16 protein-coding genes are annotated in these 21,267 nt (G+C 72.1%); 4 read left to right on the forward strand and 12 right to left on the reverse strand.

Features of this window, described 5'->3' with window-relative positions; translation table 11 throughout:
* Positions 1-40: 40 nt before the first annotated feature.
* The gene (locus LPU61_RS24190; protein WP_158499170.1) at positions 41-211 is read right to left on the reverse strand and encodes a putative ATP-grasp target RiPP; all 171 of its coding nucleotides are present in this window, start codon (positions 209-211) and stop codon (positions 41-43) included.
* Between the two features lie 120 nt (positions 212-331).
* On the opposite strand from LPU61_RS24190, the gene LPU61_RS24195 reads away from it, so the two are divergent.
* A complete protein-coding gene (locus tag LPU61_RS24195) occupies positions 332-1,750 on the forward strand; it encodes a helix-turn-helix transcriptional regulator (protein ID WP_229406237.1) in 1,419 nt (472 codons plus the stop codon).
* Between the two features lie 53 nt (positions 1,751-1,803).
* On the opposite strand, the gene LPU61_RS24200 is transcribed toward LPU61_RS24195, so the two are convergent.
* Complete coding sequence (locus LPU61_RS24200) at positions 1,804-3,381, reverse strand: arabinofuranosidase catalytic domain-containing protein (RefSeq protein ID WP_229406238.1); 1,578 nt, start codon at positions 3,379-3,381, stop codon at positions 1,804-1,806.
* A 39-nt stretch (positions 3,382-3,420) separates the two neighbouring features.
* Complete coding sequence (locus LPU61_RS24205; protein ID WP_229406239.1) at positions 3,421-5,256, reverse strand: RICIN domain-containing protein; 1,836 nt, start codon at positions 5,254-5,256, stop codon at positions 3,421-3,423.
* Positions 5,257-5,515: 259 nt separating this feature from the next.
* On the opposite strand from LPU61_RS24205, the gene LPU61_RS24210 reads away from it, so the two are divergent.
* Positions 5,516-7,228, forward strand: a complete 1,713-nt coding sequence (locus tag LPU61_RS24210) for an amylo-alpha-1,6-glucosidase (protein WP_229406240.1) — start codon at positions 5,516-5,518, stop codon at positions 7,226-7,228.
* A 9-nt stretch (positions 7,229-7,237) separates the two neighbouring features.
* Here the strand turns inward: LPU61_RS24210 and LPU61_RS24215 are convergent, their stop codons facing one another.
* On the reverse strand, positions 7,238-8,251 hold the full coding sequence (locus LPU61_RS24215) for a LacI family DNA-binding transcriptional regulator (protein WP_229406241.1): 1,014 nt from the start codon (positions 8,249-8,251) through the stop codon (positions 7,238-7,240).
* 152 nt (positions 8,252-8,403) lie between these two features.
* Positions 8,404-9,306: an oxidoreductase gene (locus tag LPU61_RS24220; protein ID WP_043963067.1), complete on the reverse strand. Its 903-nt coding sequence runs from the start codon at positions 9,304-9,306 to the stop codon at positions 8,404-8,406.
* A 64-nt stretch (positions 9,307-9,370) separates the two neighbouring features.
* Here LPU61_RS24220 and LPU61_RS24225 point away from each other — a divergent pair, with 64 nt between their 5' ends.
* Positions 9,371-9,955: a TetR/AcrR family transcriptional regulator gene (locus tag LPU61_RS24225; protein ID WP_043963066.1), complete on the forward strand. Its 585-nt coding sequence runs from the start codon at positions 9,371-9,373 to the stop codon at positions 9,953-9,955.
* Between the two features lie 66 nt (positions 9,956-10,021).
* Here the strand turns inward: LPU61_RS24225 and LPU61_RS24230 are convergent, their stop codons facing one another.
* The 5 genes from LPU61_RS24230 to LPU61_RS24250 form a co-directional block, all read right to left on the reverse strand.
* A complete protein-coding gene (locus LPU61_RS24230) occupies positions 10,022-12,418 on the reverse strand; it encodes an RICIN domain-containing protein (protein ID WP_082106289.1) in 2,397 nt (798 codons plus the stop codon).
* 35 nt (positions 12,419-12,453) lie between these two features.
* Positions 12,454-13,692, reverse strand: a complete 1,239-nt coding sequence (locus tag LPU61_RS24235; RefSeq protein ID WP_229406242.1) for a mandelate racemase/muconate lactonizing enzyme family protein — start codon at positions 13,690-13,692, stop codon at positions 12,454-12,456.
* Position 13,693: 1 nt separating this feature from the next.
* Entirely contained in the window at positions 13,694-14,521 is an 828-nt protein-coding gene (locus tag LPU61_RS24240) for a carbohydrate ABC transporter permease (RefSeq protein WP_043963063.1), read from the reverse strand.
* Entirely contained in the window at positions 14,521-15,336 is an 816-nt protein-coding gene (locus LPU61_RS24245; protein WP_229406243.1) for a carbohydrate ABC transporter permease, read from the reverse strand. The genes LPU61_RS24240 and LPU61_RS24245 overlap by 1 nt, the downstream gene beginning before the upstream one ends.
* Positions 15,337-15,501: 165 nt before the next feature.
* Positions 15,502-16,770 (reverse strand): ABC transporter substrate-binding protein, encoded by a 1,269-nt coding sequence (locus LPU61_RS24250; RefSeq protein WP_043963061.1) that lies wholly within the window; start codon positions 16,768-16,770, stop codon positions 15,502-15,504.
* A gap of 153 nt (positions 16,771-16,923) precedes the next feature.
* On the opposite strand from LPU61_RS24250, the gene LPU61_RS24255 reads away from it, so the two are divergent.
* Positions 16,924-17,682: a FadR/GntR family transcriptional regulator gene (locus LPU61_RS24255; protein WP_082106288.1), complete on the forward strand. Its 759-nt coding sequence runs from the start codon at positions 16,924-16,926 to the stop codon at positions 17,680-17,682.
* 65 nt (positions 17,683-17,747) lie between these two features.
* Here LPU61_RS24255 and LPU61_RS24260 read toward each other — a convergent pair whose 3' ends face one another.
* Together LPU61_RS24260 and LPU61_RS24265 are read right to left on the reverse strand one after the other, a co-directional pair.
* Positions 17,748-20,159 carry a ricin-type beta-trefoil lectin domain protein gene (locus LPU61_RS24260; RefSeq protein ID WP_229406244.1) on the reverse strand — a complete coding sequence of 804 codons (2,412 nt, stop codon included), beginning with the start codon at positions 20,157-20,159 and terminating at the stop codon, positions 17,748-17,750.
* Between the two features lie 180 nt (positions 20,160-20,339).
* Positions 20,340-21,035 carry a FadR/GntR family transcriptional regulator gene (locus LPU61_RS24265; protein ID WP_043963059.1) on the reverse strand — a complete coding sequence of 232 codons (696 nt, stop codon included), beginning with the start codon at positions 21,033-21,035 and terminating at the stop codon, positions 20,340-20,342.
* Positions 21,036-21,267 lie beyond the last annotated feature (232 nt).

Below are 21,267 nucleotides of genomic sequence, written 5' to 3' on the forward strand. Positions count from 1 at the left end.
CCTGGCCGCGCCGTGCGGTCGGGCCACCGGCGGCCGCGGATCAGAAGTCGGTGTCGGTGTCCGGCCGTCCCCCGTTGGGGATGTCGTCGATGGTCTTCGACGAGCCCGCCCCGGGTCGCGGCAGGCCGCCGAGCATCCGGGCGAGCTGGTCGTCGGCCAGCTCCACCCCGTCGGCGGGGATGGTGTCGATCTGCACGGTCCTGCGCTTCACGGTCCTGCCTCTCGCTGCGCCGGCCGGCGGGCCGGCGGGTGGCAAGCAGTGTCTGCCGGCGGGGGTCGGGGGGACACCGGGGAAATCCCGGGCTTGGACCCCGGTTCTACGCTCACCGTCGTGTCTACCGAGATCGTGGCCGAGCGTCTCCTGTCGGCGGCCGACAGCGCCGACCCGGATCGGGCCGCCCGGCTGGCCTTCCGGGCGTTCGTCGCGCTGTCCCGCACCGCCGACAGCCACCAGATGCTGCCGTTCCTGGCCCGCGCGCGGAAGGCACACGACGCGGTCCGCTCGCCACGGACGGAGCTGATCTACTGCACGCTCGCGGGCACCGCGGCGACCCGGGCCGGCCTCGCCGACGGGCCGGACTACCTCGACAAGGCCCTGCGGATCTTCGACCAGAACGCCTTCGGCGACGATCCGGTGCTGGTCGAGTGCGCGCTGACGGCCGCGCTGACCCTGATGCGCCCGCAGGAGGCGCGGCGCTTCGCCCCGCTCGTCGACGCCCTCGACCTGGCACCGGTGGACCGGGCCCGGCTGCTCGCGCTGATCGGCGCCGGTGACTCATGGGCCGGCAACCTGGTCCGGGGGCAGGCCGAGCTGCGGGAGGCGGTGCGCCTCGCCGCGCTCTGCGACAGCCTGGACGTGCAGGCCGAGGCGACCTCGTGGCTGGCCAAGTGCGACGCGCTGCGGGGCGACCTGGAGGAGGCGGCGGACCATCTCGACCAGGCCCGGGAGCTGGCCGCACGGGTCGGTTCGGCCTGGGTCGCCCGGCATCTGCCCGAGTGCACGGTCGCGCTGGCGTTCGCGCGCGGCGACCACGACGCGTGGGTGGGGCTGCTCGAACTCGTGGTGGCCACGGACGCCGGCGTGACCGCCGGCCTGCAACACGAGCACCGCTGGGAGCTGGCAACCCACCACGCCCTGGCCGGCCGGCCCGGGCTGGCCGCCACCCTGCTCGCCGACGTCGCCGACCCGCCCGCCTCCTGGCCGGGCGGCCCGGTGCTGCCGGCGTGGCGGGCCTGGATCCTCGATCCGGACTCGCCGGCGACCGCGGCGGCGCTCACGGCCGCGCTCGGGAAGCTGACCCGCCCCATCGAGCGGCTGCTGGCGGCCCGCGTCGCCTGGCTGCTCGGCGCGCACCACGGCCGCTCCGGGCGGCGCGGCGAGGCGGCCCGGCTGCTGGAGCAGGCGTCCGCCGGTTACGCCCGCGCCGGTGCCGCCGGCCTGCTCGCCCTGGTCCTCAAGGACCTGCGGCTGCTCGGCGGCCGGCCGCCCACCGGGCCCGGCGGCGCGGGCCCTGCCGGCACGGACCCGCCGCCGGCGCCGGCGTTCCCGGTCGCGGCGGGTCGGCCGGCGCTGACCGGCGCCGAGGCCCGGGTCGCCGCCGCGATCGCCGACGGGCTCAGCAACCGGGAGGCGGCGCAGCGCCTGTTCGTCTCGGTCAAGACGATCGAGTTCCACCTGGGCAACATCTTCCGCAAGCTCGGGGTGCGCAACCGCACCGAGCTGGCCGCCCGCCGGGCGCGGACCGGCTGAGCCCGGGCCGGCACGACGGGGCCCGGTCGAGTCTCCCGGGCCCCGTCGGCGGGTCAGCGGTAGCCGGCGGCCACCACGTTGGCCTGCACCGCGTTCTCCGTCGCGTCGGACGGGTAGCCGGCGACCATCGCCCCCTCGTAGAAGGTGCCGGCGCTCAGGTTCGCGCCGCCGTCGGGCTTGCAGCAGTCCCCGCCGCTGCCCAGGATGATGGCCCCCTGCTTCTTCATCGGGCTGTAGCCCGGCGGGAGCGCGCCGTCCCAGAGCGTGTAGAGGCCGCCCGACTGGGCGTTGCTGCCCTTGATCGCGAAGCGGCTCGTGCCGTTGTTCTTCAGCGTCGCGGTGACGAACTTGCTGGTGAACGCCCGCTGGTTGGGGTTCCAGGAGCTGCTCCCGCCGGGGAACAGCCCCCATTCGAGGTCCGCCTGCACCCACGGGCCGGTGCCGGAGCAGCCGCCGAACCAGCACTGGGTGCCGAAGTTGATGGCGTCCATCGCCCCGGCGGCGTCGGCCTTCCTCGTCGTCTCGCTGTTGCCGTAGTCGAAGCAGCAGCCGTTGTTGACGTGGGTGCCGCTGGTCACCATGTACATGCCCTCGGGCGCGGCACCGGTCGGCACGCCGGTCAGGTGGCCGTCGCGCCAGTAGCTGTTGCCGGGGTTGATGTAGAGCGAGTACGCCTTGGCGCCGCCCACCGTGAGCGACTCCGAGGTCGCGACCGCCGGCTTGCTCTGCGGCGAGCCGGGCACCACGCTCGACCCCTGGTACCACAGGTCGTTGCCGCGCCCGGACTGGTCGTAGACGACCGTGATCACGCAGGTCGTGCCGACGCAGAACGAGTCCTGCGTCGCCGCGTTGGCGGTGCCGCCCGCGCCCGACAGGCCGATGTTGCGGGTCGTGTTGTCCGACGAGCGCCGCACCTGGTAGAGGTTGCCGTTGTACGCCGCGTAGAGCGCCCGGGTCGTGCTGTGCGCCGCCACGCACGGGGTGCCGCCGGAGGCGTAGATGTCGCAGGGCCGCCCACCGGTCGGCGGCGGGGCGGTCGTCGGCGGGGTCGTCGGGGTCGTCGGCGACGTCCACTGCTGGTTGGCGCCGCCGTTGCACGCCCAGAGGATGAGCTTCGTGCCGTTGGCCGTGCCGGCGCCGTTGGCGTCCAGGCAGAGCCCGGACTGCACCCCGGTGACGGTGCCGTTGGCGTTGACGTTCCACTGCTGGTTGGCCTGGCCGTTGCAGTCCCAGATGATGGCCGCCGTGCCGTTGGCGGTGCCCTGGCCGGAGGCGTCGAGGCACTTGTTGCCGTACACCGTGAGTTGCCGGCCCGACGTCCAGGTCCAGGTCTGGTTGGCGCCGCCCTGGCAGTCCCACAGTTGGGTCTGGGTGCCGTTGGCGGTGCTGGAGTTGGGGACCTCGAGGCAGCGGCCGGACTGGACGCCGACGATCGGGGCGCTCTGCCCCGGCTCGATGGCGGCCACCGCCGACGCCGCCTCGGCGGCCGGGAACACGGCGGCGGGCGCGGCGACGCCGACGACGAGGAGGCCGAGCAACGCGCCGGCCAGGACGCCGAGGCGGCGCGGGCGACGCCGCCTCGGTACGGGTTCGCGGGCCGGTCCTGGCCCGCTGGGGGACGGGTTTCGCACGGGGTGACTCCTTCTGTCGGTGGGGGGGAAACGGGACGACTACCGGCCCCAGATCCGCCACGTCTGGTTCAACGGGCTGCCCTGGCCGACCGGGTTGCAGGTCCACTGGTGGACCCGCGCCTGCGCGGCGGTGGAGACCCCGCTGACGTCGACGCACTTGCCGCTGTGCCGGGCGACGAGCTGGTAGTCGTGGGAGTCGTTGCCGGCGTAGGTCACCTTGCGGAGGGTGAACTGCTGGTTGAGCCCGTTCTGGCAGGTCCACTGGTGCACGGCCGCGCCGTCGGCGGTGGACACCCCGCTGACGTCGAGGCACTTGCCGCTGCTCTGGTTGACCACGGTGTAGGTGTTGGCCACGCCGTCGACCGGGCGGAAGTTCCACAGCTGCTGGTCCCCGCCCTCGCAGTAGTACTGCTGCTGGAGGTTGCCGTCGGCGGTGCCCAGCCCGGTGTTGTCCAGGCACTGCTGGGAGTGCTGGGCCACCGCCACCGACTGGAAGCCGGTGTCCGAGGGCGGCAGCAGGGTGACGGTGTAGGTGTCGGTCTGGTTGCCGTACGGCAGGGTCACGGCGACGTTGTTGTTGGCCACGGTGACCACGCTGTTCGAGACCGTGACCGGCCCCTGCACCGCGCCGCCGCCGTTGTAGGGGATGCGCTGCGTGAGGACCCGCACCTGGTTGTTCTGCACGATGCCGCTGGTGGTGTCCAGTCGTTGCAGGTTGACGGTGAGGTTGCCGGTGGTGCGTCCGCCACCGACGAGGACCTTCGCCGCGCCGGTGGCCTTGGTGGCGTACGCGTCGTAGGACTGGCTGGCGGTCACCGAGACGGCCTGCCCGGTCTGCGAGGCGTAGTAGCGGTAGGCCCACCACTCGCCCTTGGGCTGGTGCTGGCCGGCCGAGTTGCGGACCAGCAGGTTGCCGAGGTCGTTGTGCAGGTTGCCGCCGCCGGCCCAGTTGGCCCGCAGGCCGTCCGCGCGGGCCCGTTCCAGGCGCGCGATGTACCAGGCGCCGTCGGCCGGGTTCTGCTCGTCGGTCGCGCCGTACTCGTTGATCTGGTACGGCCGGGGGTGGGCGATGCCGCGCGGGTCGAGGGTGGCGTTGGCGGCGGCGACGTTGGCGACCGGGTCGCCCGGCAGCGAGTGCCAGCTGACGATGTCCGGCACGGTGTTGGTGGAGCGGACGAAGTCCAGGTACTGGTTCCAGAAGGCGTGGTTGGTCGACGGCACGCAGGCGCAGCTCGGCCCGACGATGAGCTGGTTGGGGAACTCCGAGCGCAGGCGCTGGTAGGTGCGCCGCCACAGCTCCAGGTACTGGGAGATCGGGCGGTTCCAGAAGATGGTGATGTTGGGTTCGTTCCAGATGTCCCACTGCACGGTCAGCCCGGCCGCCCGGACGTCGCCGATGAGCCGGGTGAGGAAGTTGTCGTAGTCGGTCCAGTTGCCGTTGTCGCCGGGGAAGCGGGAGATGCCGGCGCCGTCGGCGCCCCACAGGTCGTGCGGCAGGATGATGAACTGGCCGCCGAGGGCGGCGGTGCGGCGGGCCTGGGCGAGGGTGGAGTTCCAGCGACGGTCGTAGTTGCCGCCGACCCAGCCGCTGCCGGGCAGTTGTGCGCCGCCGGCGCGCATGTACTGGAACTTGACGTCGCGGTAGAAGTGGTCGGCCGGTCCGCTGGCGTTCTCGGTCATGCCGTAGATCCAGCCGGACGCCCGGTAGGTCGGCGTGCCGGTGGTCGTGGCGAAGTTGACGGTGATCGACTCGTCGGCGGCCCGGGCGGGGGACCCGGCGACGGTCACGGCGGCGGTGGCGGCGAGCAGGCCGACCACGAGGCGGGCGACGAGCGCACGGGCTCCTCCTGGCCTGCGGCGGGACGGGGTTTTCACGGGCGGCTCCTTGGTGGGGCGTGGGGGACGCACTCCGGAGGGCAGCGCTTGCGAACCGATTCGCAGGGATCGTAGGACCGGACGTCGATTGATGTCAATGAAATGACAGGGCGGTGACGACGCGGTTTCCCACCTGGCAGACCCGTCGTGCCCGGCCACCCTTGACCGCAGGCCATAGACGGACATATGTTCGTCCGAACCGGTTCGTCGAATCGATTCGCCGAATGCGAAGCGTTCAGAGAAAGGGCACTCGCCGCCCATGACCGTCGCCCCGTCCGGCCCGGAGTTCCCCATCCAGGACATCCCGTTCAGCTACCGCGGATCCTGGCTCGACGTCTCCCCGGTGATCGCCGAGAAGACGTACGCCGACGACCTGCACCTGGTCTCGCACCAGACCGGGCTGCACGCCGTGCTGCGCCTGACCCCCGCCGGGTCCAACACCACGGTCGTCGCCACGCCCACGCTGCTGACCTGGTGCGACGGGACCGGCCGGATCGAGGCCGCCTACGCCGGGCCGGACACCCTGCGGCTGCGGGGCCGGCGGCTCGGGCTGCGGATCGCCGCGGCGGCGCCCACCCTCACCCCGTTCAGCGGCACCTACCTCTACCTCGACCCGCTCGACGGCTCGCACGTGTTCACCTCGTACGAGACCGGTCGCCGCTACCGGGTCACCGTGCTCTCCGGCGCGCTGCGGCAGACCGCGGGTGCCGAGGCGCTCGGCACCGCCGACCGGTTCCTCGACCTCCCCGGCGACCAGCCGTGGGAGGTCGCGATCGAGGAGTACGAGACCGCGCGCCCGCCGTACGCCGCGCCCGTCGACTTCGACCGGCTGCACCGCGACCGCAGCGCGGAGTTCGCCGCCTTCCTCGACGCGGTCGCGCCGTGGCGCGGCGCGGACACCCCGGCCGCCGACCTGGCCGCGTACGTGCTGTGGTCGGCCACCGTCGCCCCGGCGGGCTTCGTCACCCGGCCCGCCGTCCTGATGTCCAAGCACTGGATGGACAAGGTGTGGAGCTGGGACCACTGCTTCAACGCCATCGCCCTGGCCTCCGGCGAGCCGGAGCTGGCCTGGCACCAGTTCCAGCTGCCCTTCGACCACCAGGACGCGGCCGGAGCCCTGCCCGACTCGGTCACCCACTCCGAGGTCCTGCACAACTACGTCAAGCCGCCCATCCACGGCTGGGCCCTGCGGCACCTACGCCGCCGCCTGTCCGCGCCGCCGGACCGGGCGGCGCTGGCCCAGACGTACGACCGGCTGGCCCGCTGGACCGGGTTCTGGCTGGACGCGCGCCGGGCCCCCGGCCAGGACCTGCCCCACTACCAGCACGGCAACGACAGCGGCTGGGACAACGCCACCACCTTCGACGGCGGCCGGGTCCTGCAGACCGCCGACCTCGCCGCGTTCCTCGTGTCGCAGCTGCGCTGCCTGGCCGACCTCGCCACCGAGCTGGGCGAGCCCGCCGGCCGCTGGTCCGCCGAGGCCGACCGGATCCGCGCGGCCATGCTCCGGGACCTGTGGGACGGCGGGCGCTTCACCTCCCGCGACCCGCGTACGGGGCGGCGGCGGGCGAGCCGCAGCCTGCTCGACCTGATGCCCGTCACGCTCGGCGCGGACCTGCCCACCCCGGTCGCCGCCGCGCTGGCCCGGGGCGTCGAGGCCCACCTGACCACGCACGGGCTGGCCACCGAGCCGCCGGACTCGGCCGACTACCTGGCCGACGGCTACTGGCGCGGCCCCATCTGGGCCCCCTCCACGGTGCTGGTCGAGGACGGGCTGCGCCGGGCCGGGCACACCGCGCTCGCCGACGAGGTCAGCCGGCGCTTCCTCGCCCTGTGCGAGAAGTCCGGCTTCGCGGAGAACTTCGACGCCGAGACCGGCGCCGGGCTGCGGGACCGCGCGTACACCTGGACCGCCAGCGGCTATCTCGTCCTCGCCGCCGCCCAGGAGCAGCGGCGGGCCACCGGCGGGTAGCCGGCCCGGTCAGCGGGGCCGGGCCGGGCCGGTGCTGGACCGCAGCGAGACGGGCGGGCTGTAGAGGCGGTGGCGCGGCACGGCGTCAGGCGCGGCGATGATCTCCAGCAGCAGCGCCACCGCCTCGGTGCCCATGTCGACCATCGGCACGTCGGCGGCGGTCAGCGGCGGGGAGAAGTCCTCGGCCCAGTGCTGGGCGGCGACCCCGGTGACGGAGAAGTCACCCGGCACGGCCAGCCCGGCGCCGGCCAGGGCGCGCTGCACGCCGGGCAGCGCGGCCTCGTTGATGGTGGCCATCGCGGTGAGCTGCGGGTACGTCGCGAGCAGCTGCTCCACGCACGCCTCGCCGGAGGCGGCGTCGTCGCCGCAGCAGACGTCGACGCCGGCCAGGCCCCGCTCCGCCACCGCCGCCCGGAAGCCGGCCAGCGCCCGGTGGCTAGGCCCGTAGCCGGAGGCGACCAGTTCGGCGGAACGGTTCACCAGGGCCACGTGCCGGTGCCCCAGGTCGGCCAGGTGGTGCACGCACCGGGCGATCAGCCCGGCGTAGTCGACGTCGATCCAGCTCATGCCGTGCGGCTCGGCCGTCCGGCCGATCGTGACGAACGGCAGGCCCACCTTGGCCAGCCGGGTCACCCGGTCGTCGGCCAGCCGGATCTCCATCAGGACCACGCCGTCGACCCGACGCCCGGCGACGATCCGCTCGAACGAGCGGTCGTGGTCGCCGCCGGACGGGGACAGCAGCACGTCCAGGTCGTGCCGGGCCGCCGCCTCGACGACGCTGGCGACGAAGCCCAGCTGCATGTCGGTCAGCCGCTGGCTGGCCGGGGGGATCACCAGCCCGAGGGTGCGGGTGCGCCCCTCCTTCAGCGCGCGGGCGCTGGCGTTGGGCCGGTAGTCCAGCTCGTCGATGACCGCCTGGATCCGCTGCCGGGTCGCCTCCGAGACGGTCCGCTTCCCGCTCAGCACGTACGACACGGTGCTGCGGGACACCCCCGCCCGCCGGGCGATCTCCCCGATGTTCATCACACCGCCCTCGACTCGACGCCCGCCCCGGCGCGGGGGACGGGCCATGCTTCGCGCCGAAGCATAGCCCTCCCCGTTCCCCGGCCGGGCCGCCACAGTGTCCGGGCCGTCACGCCGGGTGGCCCGGCCGAGGCGTGCCGGCCGGGAGCCGCCTACCGGGCGCGCTGGGCGGGCAGCGGGAAGGTGACGCCGGTCAGCTCCTCGGAGACCGTCCACAGGCGACGGGCGGCCCCGTCGTCCCGGGCGGCCTTCGACCGGCCGACGAGCTTCGGCGCACCGCGCCCTTCGAGGAAGCCGCCCGGACCGGCGTAGCTGCCGCCCGGCACGTCGGCCACCGCCGCGTAGAGCGTGGGCAGCGCGCCGTCCTCGTCGCTCTGCGCCAGACGGTTGGTCACCGCCGTCTGGAGCCGGTGCAGCAGGGAGCGATCGTGGTCGAGGTGGCCGAGCAGGTTCGTGGCCGCGAGGCCGGGGTGGGCCGCGGTCGCGCGCACCGGCGAGCCGGCCTCGGTGAGGCGGCGGTGCAGCTCCGCGGTGAACAGCAGGTTCGCGAGCTTCGACTGCGCGTACGCGGGGAACGCCCGGTAGGGCCGGCGTTCCCAGTTGAGGTCGTCGAAGTCGATCGTCCCCGCCCGGTGCCCGGTGGAGGAGACGGTGACCACCCGTCCGCGGATCCGCGGCAGCAGCAGGTTGGTGAGCGCGAAGTGCCCGAGGTGGTTGGTGCCGAACTGGAGCTCGAAGCCGTCGGCGGTGCGGCCGAGTGGCGGCATCATCAGGCCGGCATTGTTGATCAGCACGTCGATCGGCTCGGTGAGGCCCTCGGCGAACGCGCGGACCGAGGCGAGGTCGGCGAGGTCGAGCCGGCGTACGACCACGTCGCCGGTCATGGTCGCGGCGGCGGCACCGCCCTTGGCGGGGTCGCGGACGGCGAGCACGACGCGGGCGCCCCGGGCGGCGAGCGCGCGGGCGGCGGTGCGGCCGATGCCGCTGTTCGCGCCGGTGACGACGACGGTACGGCCGGTCATGGCGGGGATCTGGGCGGTCGTGAATGTTGTCATGGGAAACAATGTATGCGGTGGCAACAATGTTGGCAACGACGACATCGTTGGCTACCATGATCCGGTGCCCGCGTACCACCATGGGAATCTCCGCCCGACGCTGCTCGCCGCCGCCGAGCGCAGCCTGCGCCAGCACGGCGCGGAGCAGCTCTCGCTCCGCGAGCTGGCCCGTGAGGCCGGCGTCAGTCACGCCGCGCCGCGCCGGCACTTCCCCGACCGTCAGGCGCTGCTCGACGCGCTGGCCGAAACCGGGTTCGCCCGGCTGCACACGCAGCTACGCGCGGCGCTCGCCGCCGCCGGGGGCGACTTCGGGCCGCGTCTGCACGCCATCGCGGCGGCCTACCTGCGGTTCGCCACCGAGGACGCCGCGCTGCTGGAGCTGATGTTCACCCGGAAGCACCGCGCGGGAGCCGATCATCTCGTCGAGGCCGCCGCCGCGCCGTTCGGGCTGATGCACGATCTGATCGCTCAGGGGCAGGCACAGGGCGCGCTGGAGCCCGGCGACCCGCAGCGCGTGGGTGTCGTGCTCTTCGCGACGTTGCAGGGCATCGCCACGCTGGTCAACGGCAACCTGGTGGCGCCGGAGCTGCTCGACGGGATCGTGCAGACCGCTGTCGACCAGTTCATCCGGGGATCACGACGCCATTAGCCCCTCGGCCGGCTCGGACGTGCGGCGCGCAGGGCCGGCGACGGGCCGGCCCTGCGCGCCCTCGGCTCAGCTCCGCAGACTCCACTGCTGGTTGGCGCCCCCGTTGCACGCCCACAGGATGAGCTTCGTGCCGTTGGCCGTCCCGGCGCCGTTGGCGTCCAGGCAGAGCCCGGACTGCGCGCCGGTGATCGTGCCGTTGGCGTTGACGTTCCACTGCTGATTGGCCTGCCCGTTGCAGTCCCAGATCACGACCTGGGTGCCGTTGCTGGTGCCCTGGCCGGAGGCGTCCAGGCACTTGGTGCCGTAGACCATGAGCTGCTTGCCGGCGGTCTGCGTCCACCGCTGGTTGGCAGCGCCGACGCAGTCCCAGAGCTGGGCCTGGGTGCCGTTGGTCGTGCTGGAGCCGCCGATCTCGGCACACCGGCCGGACTGGACGCCGACGATCTGCACGCCCTGCGCTGGCGGGTTGGTGCCGCCCTGCACGCCGGCGTTGGCCATCACGGTCTGGGCGCCCGAGGGCCAGTTGTTGTTGCTGACGACCGTGTTGTTGTTGACGACGTTGCCCCGGTCGCCGTTGGTCACGTTGGTGCTGTTGTTGGTCGACCAGTTGTTGGTGACGGTGAAGTTGCCCATGTTCTCGGCGTACCAGTAGTTGGCGGTGGCCCAGGTGCCGGTGCTGGAGAACACGTTGTTGCGGGCGGTGTAGTACCGGGACCCCTCGTCGAAGTAGAGCCCGAACCAGCCGTTGGTGCGCAGGCAGTAGTTCTCGTTGATGGTCGCGCCCGGGTTAGCCGACAGGGTGTAGATGCACCCGCCGTCGGTCATCTGCTGCATGACGTCGTGCACGTAGTTGCCGATGACCTGGTTGTTGGACGCGGTGGTGGCCGTCGTGTAGCGCGGCTGGTAGTTGTACAGGCCACGGTTGGCGTAGTGGTTGCTGCCGCCGGCGTCGTTGGCGCCCCAGCCGTAGCCGACCGACAGGCCGGTGTAGGGCATGTTGTAGACCTCGTTGTGTGAGACGAGGGCGGTACTGACGTAGGTGGTCAGGATCGACACGACGCCCCGGTACTCCAGGCCCAGGTCGTGCACCCGGTTGTTGCTGACGGTGATGTTCCGGTTGACCATCCGCTGGTCGGCGGGGTGGTGGGCGTCGGCGCGCACGCCGCCGACGACGATGCCGCCGGCCGAGTTGCGGGCGATCTCGGAGCGGGTGACGGTGATGTTGCTGGCGCCCAGGCCGACACCGCTGGCGTGGGCGTTGGCGTCGTTGCCGATGCCGATGGCGGTCTGCCCCAGGTTGACGAACTGGGAGTCGCTGAAGCTGATGGTGTTGGCGGCGGACACCTGCACGGCGGCGGGCATCTGGGCCCAGTTCGGCCGGGTCGCCTCGAACTGCGGGCAGCCGGCCTGGCAGGAGGTCAGGGCGTCGGCCGGGCGGGCCCAGGTGCCGACGATGTGCGCGCCGGTCTGCTGGTCGGCGAAGCCGTTGCTGCTGCTGGGACCGAGCCAGCTGGTGCCGGTGAAGGTGATCCCGCTGAACGAGATGTGGTGCGCGGGGGCGTCGTAGGTGCCGCCGACGTTCACCAGGGACTGCAACTGCGGCAGTTCCACGCTGACGGTGCTCATGTTCTGCCCGGCCAGCGGAATGTAGTTGAGCTGGCCGCTGCCCGGATTCAGGTACCACTCGCCCGGCGCGTCGAGGAACTCGTAGGCGTTGGTCAGGTAGAACGGGCCCGCGCGGTGTGGGCTGGACAGGGTGTCGAAGCCGAACGTGTTGTTGTTCCAGGCCGGCTGCTGCATGGTGAGGAAGTTGCCGCTGATGCTCTGCACCGGGGAGTACCGGTCGGTGAACGAGCCGACGCTCTCCACCTCGACCCGGTTCTGGTTGCCGAGGTTGTTCAGATAGTTCAGGGAGCTGTTGCTGAACCGCAGGCCAGTGGTGGTGAAGGTGAAGTCGGCCCGGTTCACGGCGGTGCGCGCACGGGTGGCGACGGCGCCGTTGACGTAGAGCTGCCGGCTGTCGAGCCCGGCAGGGACGCTGGCCCGCCAGATGTTCTTGCCCGAGTCGACCAGCGACCAGCCGGTGACCGCCCGGGCGCCGCTGATGACGGGGCGGGCGGACGCGGCGGCCCGCCACGTCACGGTGTAGCCGTTGGTGCCGGAGTCGGCGGCGGTCATCCGCAGCGGCGCGGCGAGCCGGTACACGCCGTCGGCCAGCTCGACGACGATGTCGCCGGACATCGACGTGGTGCGGGAGCGGACGGCGTTCTGCGCCTCGGTCAGCGAACACGGCTGGCTGGCCGAGCACGCGGTGCCGCTGCCGGCGGGGGACGCGTAGAGGGTGGTGGTGGCCGCGAGGGCGGGTGTCGCCGCGGCGAACACGGCGGCCGCGGCGGCGAGCGTCGCCGCGGCGACGCCGGCCAGCACGGGCCGACGCCTGCTGGGGGATGACGGGACGGGCACTGGCGGGACTCCTATCGGTGGGGTGGCGGCCGGGGTCAGGGCCGGACGGCGGGCGAGGCGCCGTCGTGGGTGTGTGCGGGCGCGCCGGGCCGGACGGTGGCGTGCGGTCGCGCCGTGGCGTGGGCGTGGTCGGCCACCGCCAGCAGGCGTCGCCCGGCCCGTTCCGGCCGGACGTTGGGGCCGTCGGCGGCCGGGGCCTGCGGGCGGCGGTGGGGCGGGCGGATCTTCTCCTCGGCGACCGTGACGCCCAGGCCGGGCGAGTCGCCGAGGACGAACGCGCCGTCGGAGACGTGCAGGTCGAGGCTGACCCCGACCGGGGCGTGCAGGTCCTGCAGCTCGCTGACCAGGTGGTTCGGCACCGAGGTGGCGGCGTGCAGCAGCCCGACGGGGCTGTTGCCGATCGGGCTGACCGGCAGGTCGAAGGCGTGCGCCAGCGCGGACACCCGCAGGAAGTGGGTGACGCCCCACACCGCGGCCGCCTGGACGACGTCGACCGCCCCGGCGGCGAGCAGCGGACGGTACTGTTCGAGGCCGGTGAGGTTCTCGCCGGTCGCTACGGAGGCGCGGATGCCCTGGCCGACGGCGGCGAGGCCCTCGGCGTCCCACCGGCGCACGGGCTCCTCGATCCAGACGAGGTCCAGGGTGCGTTCGAGCTCGCAGACGTGCCGGACGGCCTGCTTGCGGGTCCACGCCTCGTTCACGTCGAGCATCAGGCCGGGCCGCTGCCCGTGCGCGGCGTCGGTCAGCACGTCCCGTACCAGGTGCAGGCGGTCGCGGTCCCGCTCGATGTCGAGGCCGCCCTTGAGCTTGGCGGCCCGCAGGCCGTGCCGGGCGTAGCCCTCGTACGCGGCGACCAGTTCGTCGTCGCCGAGCCCGATGTCCAGACCGGACGCGTAGGCGGGGACCCGCCGGTCGCGCCCGCCCAGCAGCCGCCAGAGCGGTTGCCCGGCCGCCTGTGCCTTGATGTCCCACAGGGCGGTGTCGAGCGCGCCGATGGTCCCGAACACCGAGCCCGCGTGGCCCGCCTTGAACGTCTGCCGCAGCATCCGGTCGTACAGGCTGGTCACGGCGCGGGGGTCCTCGCCGTGCAGGGCCGCGAAGATGTTCTCGATGTCGCCGTGCGGGCCGAGGCCGACGCCGGTGATGCCCTCGTCGGTCTCGACCAGGACGATCGGCACGGCGGTGACGCCGTCGGCGAAGACGCCGTTGGCGTCCCCGACGGGGCGTCCCCATTCCTGGCTGGTCGTGAGGGTCCGGTATCCGGTGATCCGCATGTCAGCCCTTCGTGGAGCCGGCGGCGACGCCGTCGGCGATCTGACGCTGGAGGAGGAGGTAGACCACCAGGACGGGGATCGCGGCGATCAGCACCCCGGAGGCGAAGGTGGGAATGTCGGCGGAGTACTGCCCGCGCAGCGAGGTCACCCCGACCATGAGGGTGCGGTGCTCGGCCGAGGGCATCAGCAGCAGCGCGATCAGCACGTCGTTCCAGCAGAACAGGGCGTCGAGGATGCCGACCGACAGCAGCGCCGGGGTGCCCAGGGGCAGCATGATCCGTCGGTAGACGCCGTACACGCTGTTGCCGTCGATGCGGGCCGCGTCGACGATCTCCGTCGGGATGGTCCGGTAGTAGCTGGTCATCAGGTAGATCGTGAACGGGAGGAACTGCGCGACGTAGGCGAGGACGAGGCCGGGATAGGTGTCGACGAGCCCGGCGTCGGCCATGATCCGGTTCAGCGGCACCATGATCACCTGGAACGGGACGAAGACCGCCGCGAGGCAGCCCAGGAACAGCACCGACGAGCCCCGGAAGCGCAGCTGACTCAGCGCGAAGCCGGCCATGGAGCCGAACAGCAGCAGCAGGACCACCGAGGCCGTCACCGTGCCGACCGAGTTGGCCAGGTAGCGGGCCATGTCGACGGTGTTCCAGGCGGTGGCGACGTTCTCCCAGCGCAGGGCGTCGGCCAGCGAGAAACGGTCGAGGACGTACTCGCGGCGGGTCTTCATCGCCACGTTGGCGGTGAAGACCAGTGGGTAGATCGTCGCCAGCGCCAGGAGGGCCATCGGGAGGGCGAGCAGCCACCTGCCCGGCCGGACGCGGGACATCACGCCTCCCTCACCCCCCGCCGGAGCAGGCTGATCTGCAGCAGCCCCACCACGAGCATGACGCCGAACAGCACCGTCGAGGCGGCCGACGCGAGCGCCGGCCGGTTCATCTGTCCCTGCTGGATCCAGATGTAGTACTCGGGCAGGTAGGTCGAGCCCTCCGGGCCACCGCTGGTCATCACGTAGAGCAGGCCGAACATGGAGGTCAGCATCCCGATCATGGTGGTCACGAAGACGAACTGGATGGTGCGGGAGAGGCTGGGGACGATCACGTGCCGGATGGTCTGGGGCAGCGACGCGCCGTCCACCCGGGCGGCGTCCAGCAGCGTGGCGTCCAGGGTGGCGAACCCGGCGAGGAACACCACCAGCGCCATGCCGAAGGTCGCCCAGACGTGCACCCCGACCACCACGAACATCGCCAGGTCGGGGTCGCCGAGCCAGTCCGTGGGCCCGATGCCGACGCCGCCGAGCACGGTGTTGAGCGGACCGTCGAAGGCGAGCAGGAGGTTGAAGATGGCGCCGACGATGACCGGGGAGAGCACCGCCGGGAAGAAGTAGACGCTGCGGTAGAGGCGGTGCCCCGGCACGCGCAGGTAGATGAAGGTCGCGAGCAGGCCGGGTATCGCCACCGCCACCGGCAGCAGCAGCACGAGCAGCCCGACGTTGCGCAGCGCGCCCCGGAACAGCGGGTCGGCGAACAGCTCCCGGTAGTTGTCGAGACCGACCATCGTCCCGTCGCGGTCGCCGTCCCCGGTGAAGGAGAAGTTGACCCCGAGCACCAGCGGCCACAGCCGCAGCAGCACGATGATCAGCACGGCCGGGGCCAGCAGGACGTAGGGGGCGAGGCGTTCGCTCCGCCGGGCGCCACGGCCACGCCTAGCCGTGGCGCCCGGCAAAGCCGGCCGCTGGTGTCGCGCCCGGTCGGTCCGCCCGGCCACCACCGGACGGACCGACGTCAACGGTTTCCCACCCGGCACGGTTCAGCCGGCCTGGTCCGAGGCCGCCAACTGTCGCACGGCCTCGTCGACGGTGAGCGAGCCGCTCAGCAGTTGCTGGGAGACCCGGCCCATCAGGTCGAGGGTGCGCGAGGAGAGCGCCACGTGCAGGGCGGGCTTGCCGCTCTTGAGGTCGGCGACGATCGTGGTGACGGCCGGGCCGCCCTTCGACACGTCGATCGTCGTGTCGGCGGCGATCGCGCCGGCCTGCTCGTGGAAGGCCGTCAGGGCGTCGGTCGAGGTCAACGACCGCACCAGGTCGGCGGCCAGCTTCGGGTCCCTGGTCCACCTGGCGACCCCGTACCCGATGCCGCCGTCGAACGGCAGGCTCGGGGTGGCCCCGGGGACGACCACCGGCGCGCGCATCACGCCGATCTTGTCGGCCGGGAGGAACTCGCCGAAGTCCTTCCAGTGCCCGATGTCCGACATCAGGCCGATGACGTGGGAGGCCTTGGCGGACTGGAAGATCGCGAAGGCGTCGTTGAACATCGCCGTCGAGTTGGGCCCGTCGCTGTTGAGCTTCGCGTCCTGGGTCTCCTTCCACAGGGCGAAGATCCGCTTGACGTGGGGGGAGGTCCAGTCCCGCTTGCCGGCGATCCAGGCGTCGTACTCCTGCGGGGTGAGCACGCCCGATCCGAAGGCCGAGAGGAAGAACTGGATGCCGATGCCCTCCTTGTTGCCGAGGGCGAAGCACTTCGTGCCGGTCTGCTTCGTGATGGCGGCGCAGTTGGCGACGAACTCGGGCCACGTGGCGGCCGGCTTCGCCGGGTCGAGGCCGGCCTTCTCGTAGAGCGCGCGGTTGTAGTAGATCGGGTGGCCCTGGAGGGTCACCGGGCCGGCGTAGGTCCTGCCGTCCTTGGTGAACGCGTCCCAGCCGGCCAGCCGCTGCCGGTCCTCGGCCACGTACTCGTCCAGCGGCAGGAGCGCGTCCGCCCGGTCCCGGATCTGTCCGCCGCCGTTGAACAGGATCACGTCGGGCCCCTTGCCCGACTGGATCGCCGTGCCGAGCAGCGTGTAGTACTGGTCGTGGGGCTGGGCCACGAACTCGACGGTCACGCCGGGGTGCTTCCTGGCGAAGTCCGCCTTCGCCTTCTCGATGTACTGCGCGGCGCTGGCCTCACCGGACTTCCAGTCCCAGACCACCAGCTTGGTGTCGGCGCCGCCGGGCGAGGAGCGCGTCCCCGAGGCGCTACCGCAGCCACCCAGCACCAGTGCCGCGACGAGGATCGCGGGCCACACTGTTCGCTGCTTCATCGCTGCCCACCTTCGACTATGCGAGTGCCGGAGAGCCGGCCGTCGATGCAAGAATTGACGAGAAGGTAACTCGTATGACGTATGACGTCAACACTGGGGCGTAGAATTTCCCGACGGCGCACGACCGCCGCCCGCGGGGGCACTGGAGGGGACATGACGGCAGCACAGGAGACCACCCCGAGCACCTCGGCGTGGGCGCGGCGACCCGCCAACCTCGCCACGGCGGTCACCGCGGAACTGGTGGAGCGCATCGTCCGCGGGGTGCACCCCCCGGGGACTCCCCTGCCTCCCGAGCCGGCGCTGTGCGGGGCGTTCTCCGTGAGCCGCACGGTCGTCCGGGAGGCGGTGAAGATCCTCCAGGAGAAGGGGCTGGTGCAGGTCCGCCAGGGCAGCGGCACCATCGTCACCCCGCCGTCGACGTGGGACATGCTCGACGAACTCGTCCTCGCGGCGACCATCGCCGAGGACGACAGCCTGGCGATCCTCGACGACCTGGTCGTCACCCGCCGGGTGCTGGAGTCCGACATGGCCAACGTCGCCGCCCGCCTGGCCGACCAGGAGACCGTCGACCGGCTGCGCGCCCTGGTCGACCGGATGGACGAGCTGGTCGACGACCACGTCACGTACCACGAGCACGACCGCGCCTTCCACGACGTGATCATGCAGGCGTCGGGGAACCGCATCGCCCGTGGCGTGGTGCGGGCCCTGGAGAGCCAGGTCGTGAACACCGCCCGGTACATGGGTCGCACCGAGCGCGCGCTCTGCGTGGCGTCCAACCGGGGGCACCGGCGCATCTACGAACGCATCGCGGCCCACGACCCCGACGGCGCCGCCCAGGCCATGTTCACCCACATCACCGAGGCGTGGCTCGTCCGCCGCAGCGGGCCGGACACCGCCCGGCTGGTGCGCTGACGGGCGCACCGCTTGCGGGAGGGACCGCCCTGGGGCAGCCCCTCCCGGGCAGGCTCGGGCAGCGGTCAGCTCCGCGTCCACTTCTGGCTGTTGCCGCCGGTGCAGGTCGAGATGACCACCTGCGTGCCGTTGGCGGTGCCGCCGCCGGTCGGGGACAGACACAGCCCGGACTGCACCCCGGTGATCGTGCCGTCGGTGTTGAGGTTCCACTGCTGGTTGGTGCCGCCGGTGCAGTCCCAGATGATCACCCTGGTGCCCGACGAGGTTCCCGCGCCCTCGGCATCGAGGCACTTCGTGCCGTACACCTGGAGCTGCTTGCCGGCGGTCTGCGTCCACTGCTGGTTGGGGCCGCTGTTGCAGTCCCACAGCGTCAGCTGGGTGCCGTTCGTCTGCGACTGCGACGGGACGTCCAGGCACCGGCCGGCGTTGGTGTTGCGCAGCGAGACCTGCGTGCCGCCGCCCACGCCCGGGACGACGCTGAGGTTGTCGAACTGGGCGGTCTGGCCCTGGCTGGTGCCGAAGCCGACCAGGCCCGCGCCGAAGGACGAGTCGGTGGCCGTGCCCACGGTGACCCCGTCGACGGTGGCGGTGATGGTGCTGCCGGAGAAGCCCAGGGCGAGGCTGTGCCAGCGGTTGGTGCCGAGCGCGGCGACGGTGCCGCTGCGCAGGGTGGTGAGCTGGTTGCTGGTGTTGTTGCGCAGGATCGACCACGCGCCGCCGTCGGTGACCCGCAGGAAGTACGCGTTCTGGGCGCTGACCGGGTCCAGGTTCTGGCTGCCGACCCGGCCCTCCAGCTGGACGTAGCCGGCCTTCTCCAGCAGCACGTCGGCCGAGACCGTGTAGTTGTTCCAGTTCAGGTTGCCGCCGTACGTGCTGGGGTCGGCCAGGGTCTTCCAGGTGATCGGCGCCATCGGCGACGACTGGCGCAGGCACATGCCGGCACGGCCGCCGCCGCAGGTGGCGGTCTCGAACGCACCCTGGTTGTCCTGGAGGTACCGGGCCAGCTTGCCGGCGGGGTAGCTGTCGAAGTTGTCGCTGTAGGGCAGGCTCAGCTGGCCCTGCGGGGGGCTGGTCGCCGTGCCCTTCCCGCCGCCGGTCGTGGTGGTGATCGTGTAGAGGTGGCCGGGCTGCACGGTCAGCGAGTAGTTCCCGCCGGACGGGGTGATGTCGGCGCCACGGACGAAGTGGTCGGCGGTGTTGTTGGAGTTCAGGTTGGTCGACCAGACGCGCACGGAGCCGGTGGAGAGCCCGCCGGTGACGCTGAGGTTCAGCGTCTGCGCGGCGGTCGCGTCCATGGTCTCGACGACCGTGGTGTAGTCGGAGTTGTTCGGCGACTTCAGCGACACGTAGCTGCCGTTGTTGCGCGCGCCGCCGATGAAGCCGCTGGACGAGTCGAGGTACTTCCAGCCCGGCGCGGTGAACTGGGTGGTGTGGGCGAGCGTCCAGGAGTTCTTGCCGACGGCGTACCAGCCGGACCAGGGCTGGTTGGCCAGCATCAGCCCGACGGTGGCCCAGGGGATGTTCGTGGTGGTCGCGCCGATCAGGTTCCAGTTGATGTACGCGGTCATCTTCCCGTCGATGTACCCCCGGTTGATGCCGCGCGCCAGCGGCTTGGCGCCGTCGTTGTAGTCCTGCGAGCCGCCCTCGCTGTTCCACAGGGTCTCACCGGTGGCGGTGGCGTTGGCCGACACGGTGCAGGTGGTCTGCGCGGCCAGGTAGCCGCACGGGTAGTGACCGCCGATGACGTCGATCGCGTTGCGCAGCGCCGCGTTGTTGACGGCCACGTTGGCCGGGTTCCAGCTGCCCGGGTAGTCGTCGCCGAAGATGAGCTTCACGCCGGCGTAGCCGTTGTTGTTGAGCGCGGTACGCAGGTTGATGGTCCAGTTGGCGTCGTACAACCGCTCGTTCTGGGCGGCGGTGAGGTAGTCGATGGTCAGGTTGTGCTGCTTGGCGCAACCCAGCCAGGACAGGTGGTAGTCGATCGAGTCCTGCGACATGAAGGTGCCGTTGCCGATCCAACCCGGCGCACCCCAGGCCAGCCCGACGAGCTTGATGTTCGGGTTGCGGAGCTTGGCCTGCTCCATGATCCACCACTCGTAGCCGCGGTTGCAGTCGAGGTCGCCGCGGAAGTGGGAGTGGCTCGGCTCGGACCCGCTGGTGGAGTTGGTGTCGCCGCCGATCTCCACCTTGAGGATCTGCAACGAGGCGCCGTAGTTGGGCTTGAAGAGGTAGTCGAGGATCTGGCCGCGCTGGGGCTCCGGGTAGTCGATCAGCAGCCGGCTGTTGCCGCCGCCGCCGCTGACCGCGCCGAGGCCGTCGAACGTCTTGCCGCCCGACGCCCCGTTGATCGTGATCGAGGTGGCCGCCTGGGCCGGCGCGGCGAGCCCGCCCACCGCGCCGCCGACAGCCAGCAGAGCGCCGACGACCAGGAGCGCGAGGGTCGATGGGCGGCGGAGTAGCCGCCTGGTTCCTGACATGGGTCGAGCCTCCCCGGGAACACGGCCCGGCCTTGCCACCCCGCTGGGACCGGCCCACGTGTGGTGGTGGTGCGGTGCGGCATCAGGGAGGATCCGGTCGCGCCTATCCATTGATGAACTTCGAACTATTAGTCGTCATACGTTATAGCTGTCGGGGCGGCGCGGGTCAACCCACCCCGGCTAGGCGTCCGCCGGCTCGACGGCGAGCACCCGACGCAGCCACGCCTCGGAGGTGTTGACGTGCATCAGCGCGCTGGCCTGGGCGAGCAACTGGTCGCGCGCCCGCAGCGCGAGGTAGATCGCGTGATGCTCGTCGATCGTCTGGTGCGCCGAGTTGCCCTCGATCAACCCGCGCCACACCCGCGCCCGCACCGTACGGCTGGACAGCCCGTCCAGCAGCGAGGTGAGGGTCTCGTTGCCGGTCGCGGCGACGACGGTGTGATGGAAGGCGGTGTCGAACCGGATCAGCTTCTCGGCGTCGTCGGCCGCCGCCCGCATCTCCTCCAGGATCCGGCTCAGCTCGTCGAGATCGGCGTCGGTCATCCGCAGCGCCGCCAGGCCGGTCGCCACCGGCTCCAGCATCCGGCGCACCTCCATCACCTCCAGCAAGGTGTCGTCGCGCAGCAACTCCACCGCGACACCCAGGCCCTCCAGCAGCAGCCGGGGGGCGAGGCTGGTGACGTACGTCCCGTCGCCCCGTCGCACGTCGAGCACCCGGGCGGACTCGAGCACCTTCACCGCCTCCCGCACCCCGCTGCGCGACAGCCCCATCTGCGCGGCCAGCTGCGGCTCCGGTGGCAGCCGCGCACCCGGCGGCAGTTCGCCGCTCTGGATCATGCTCCGGATCTTCGCGATCGCGTCGTCGGTCAGTGCCACCCCGGCCCCCTCAACACCCGCCGCCATGCGCCGACGGCACGGGACCCGGCACCCACGCCCAGTGAGTGCCGGCAGCACCCCACTATAGGGACGTCACATGTTTGCCACCCGGCGCGAGCACGGCCGGCGACGCGCCGCGCCGGTGCCGCGCCGGGAGCACGACGAGAACCCGGGGCGGCGGACCATGCGTCCGCCGCCCCAGAGCCGGGGTACGCCTGCCGACCCTCCGGTG

This window comes from Micromonospora sp. NBRC 110038 (assembly GCF_020884815.1).
Taxonomy (GTDB): domain Bacteria; phylum Actinomycetota; class Actinomycetes; order Mycobacteriales; family Micromonosporaceae; genus Micromonospora; species Micromonospora haikouensis.

Coding starts and splice junctions, on each gene's coding strand:
- LPU61_RS24235 (WP_229406242.1), bottom strand. CDS start 13,692: ATGCGGATCACCGGATACCGGACCCTCACGACCAGCCAGGAATGGGGA.
- LPU61_RS24210 (WP_229406240.1), top strand. CDS start 5,516: ATGACCGTCGCCCCGTCCGGCCCGGAGTTCCCCATCCAGGACATCCCG.
- LPU61_RS24240 (WP_043963063.1), bottom strand. CDS start 14,521: ATGTCCCGCGTCCGGCCGGGCAGGTGGCTGCTCGCCCTCCCGATGGCC.
- LPU61_RS24220 (WP_043963067.1), bottom strand. CDS start 9,306: ATGACAACATTCACGACCGCCCAGATCCCCGCCATGACCGGCCGTACC.
- LPU61_RS24250 (WP_043963061.1), bottom strand. CDS start 16,770: ATGAAGCAGCGAACAGTGTGGCCCGCGATCCTCGTCGCGGCACTGGTG.
- LPU61_RS24255 (WP_082106288.1), top strand. CDS start 16,924: ATGACGGCAGCACAGGAGACCACCCCGAGCACCTCGGCGTGGGCGCGG.
- LPU61_RS24260 (WP_229406244.1), bottom strand. CDS start 20,159: ATGTCAGGAACCAGGCGGCTACTCCGCCGCCCATCGACCCTCGCGCTC.
- LPU61_RS24215 (WP_229406241.1), bottom strand. CDS start 8,251: ATGAACATCGGGGAGATCGCCCGGCGGGCGGGGGTGTCCCGCAGCACC.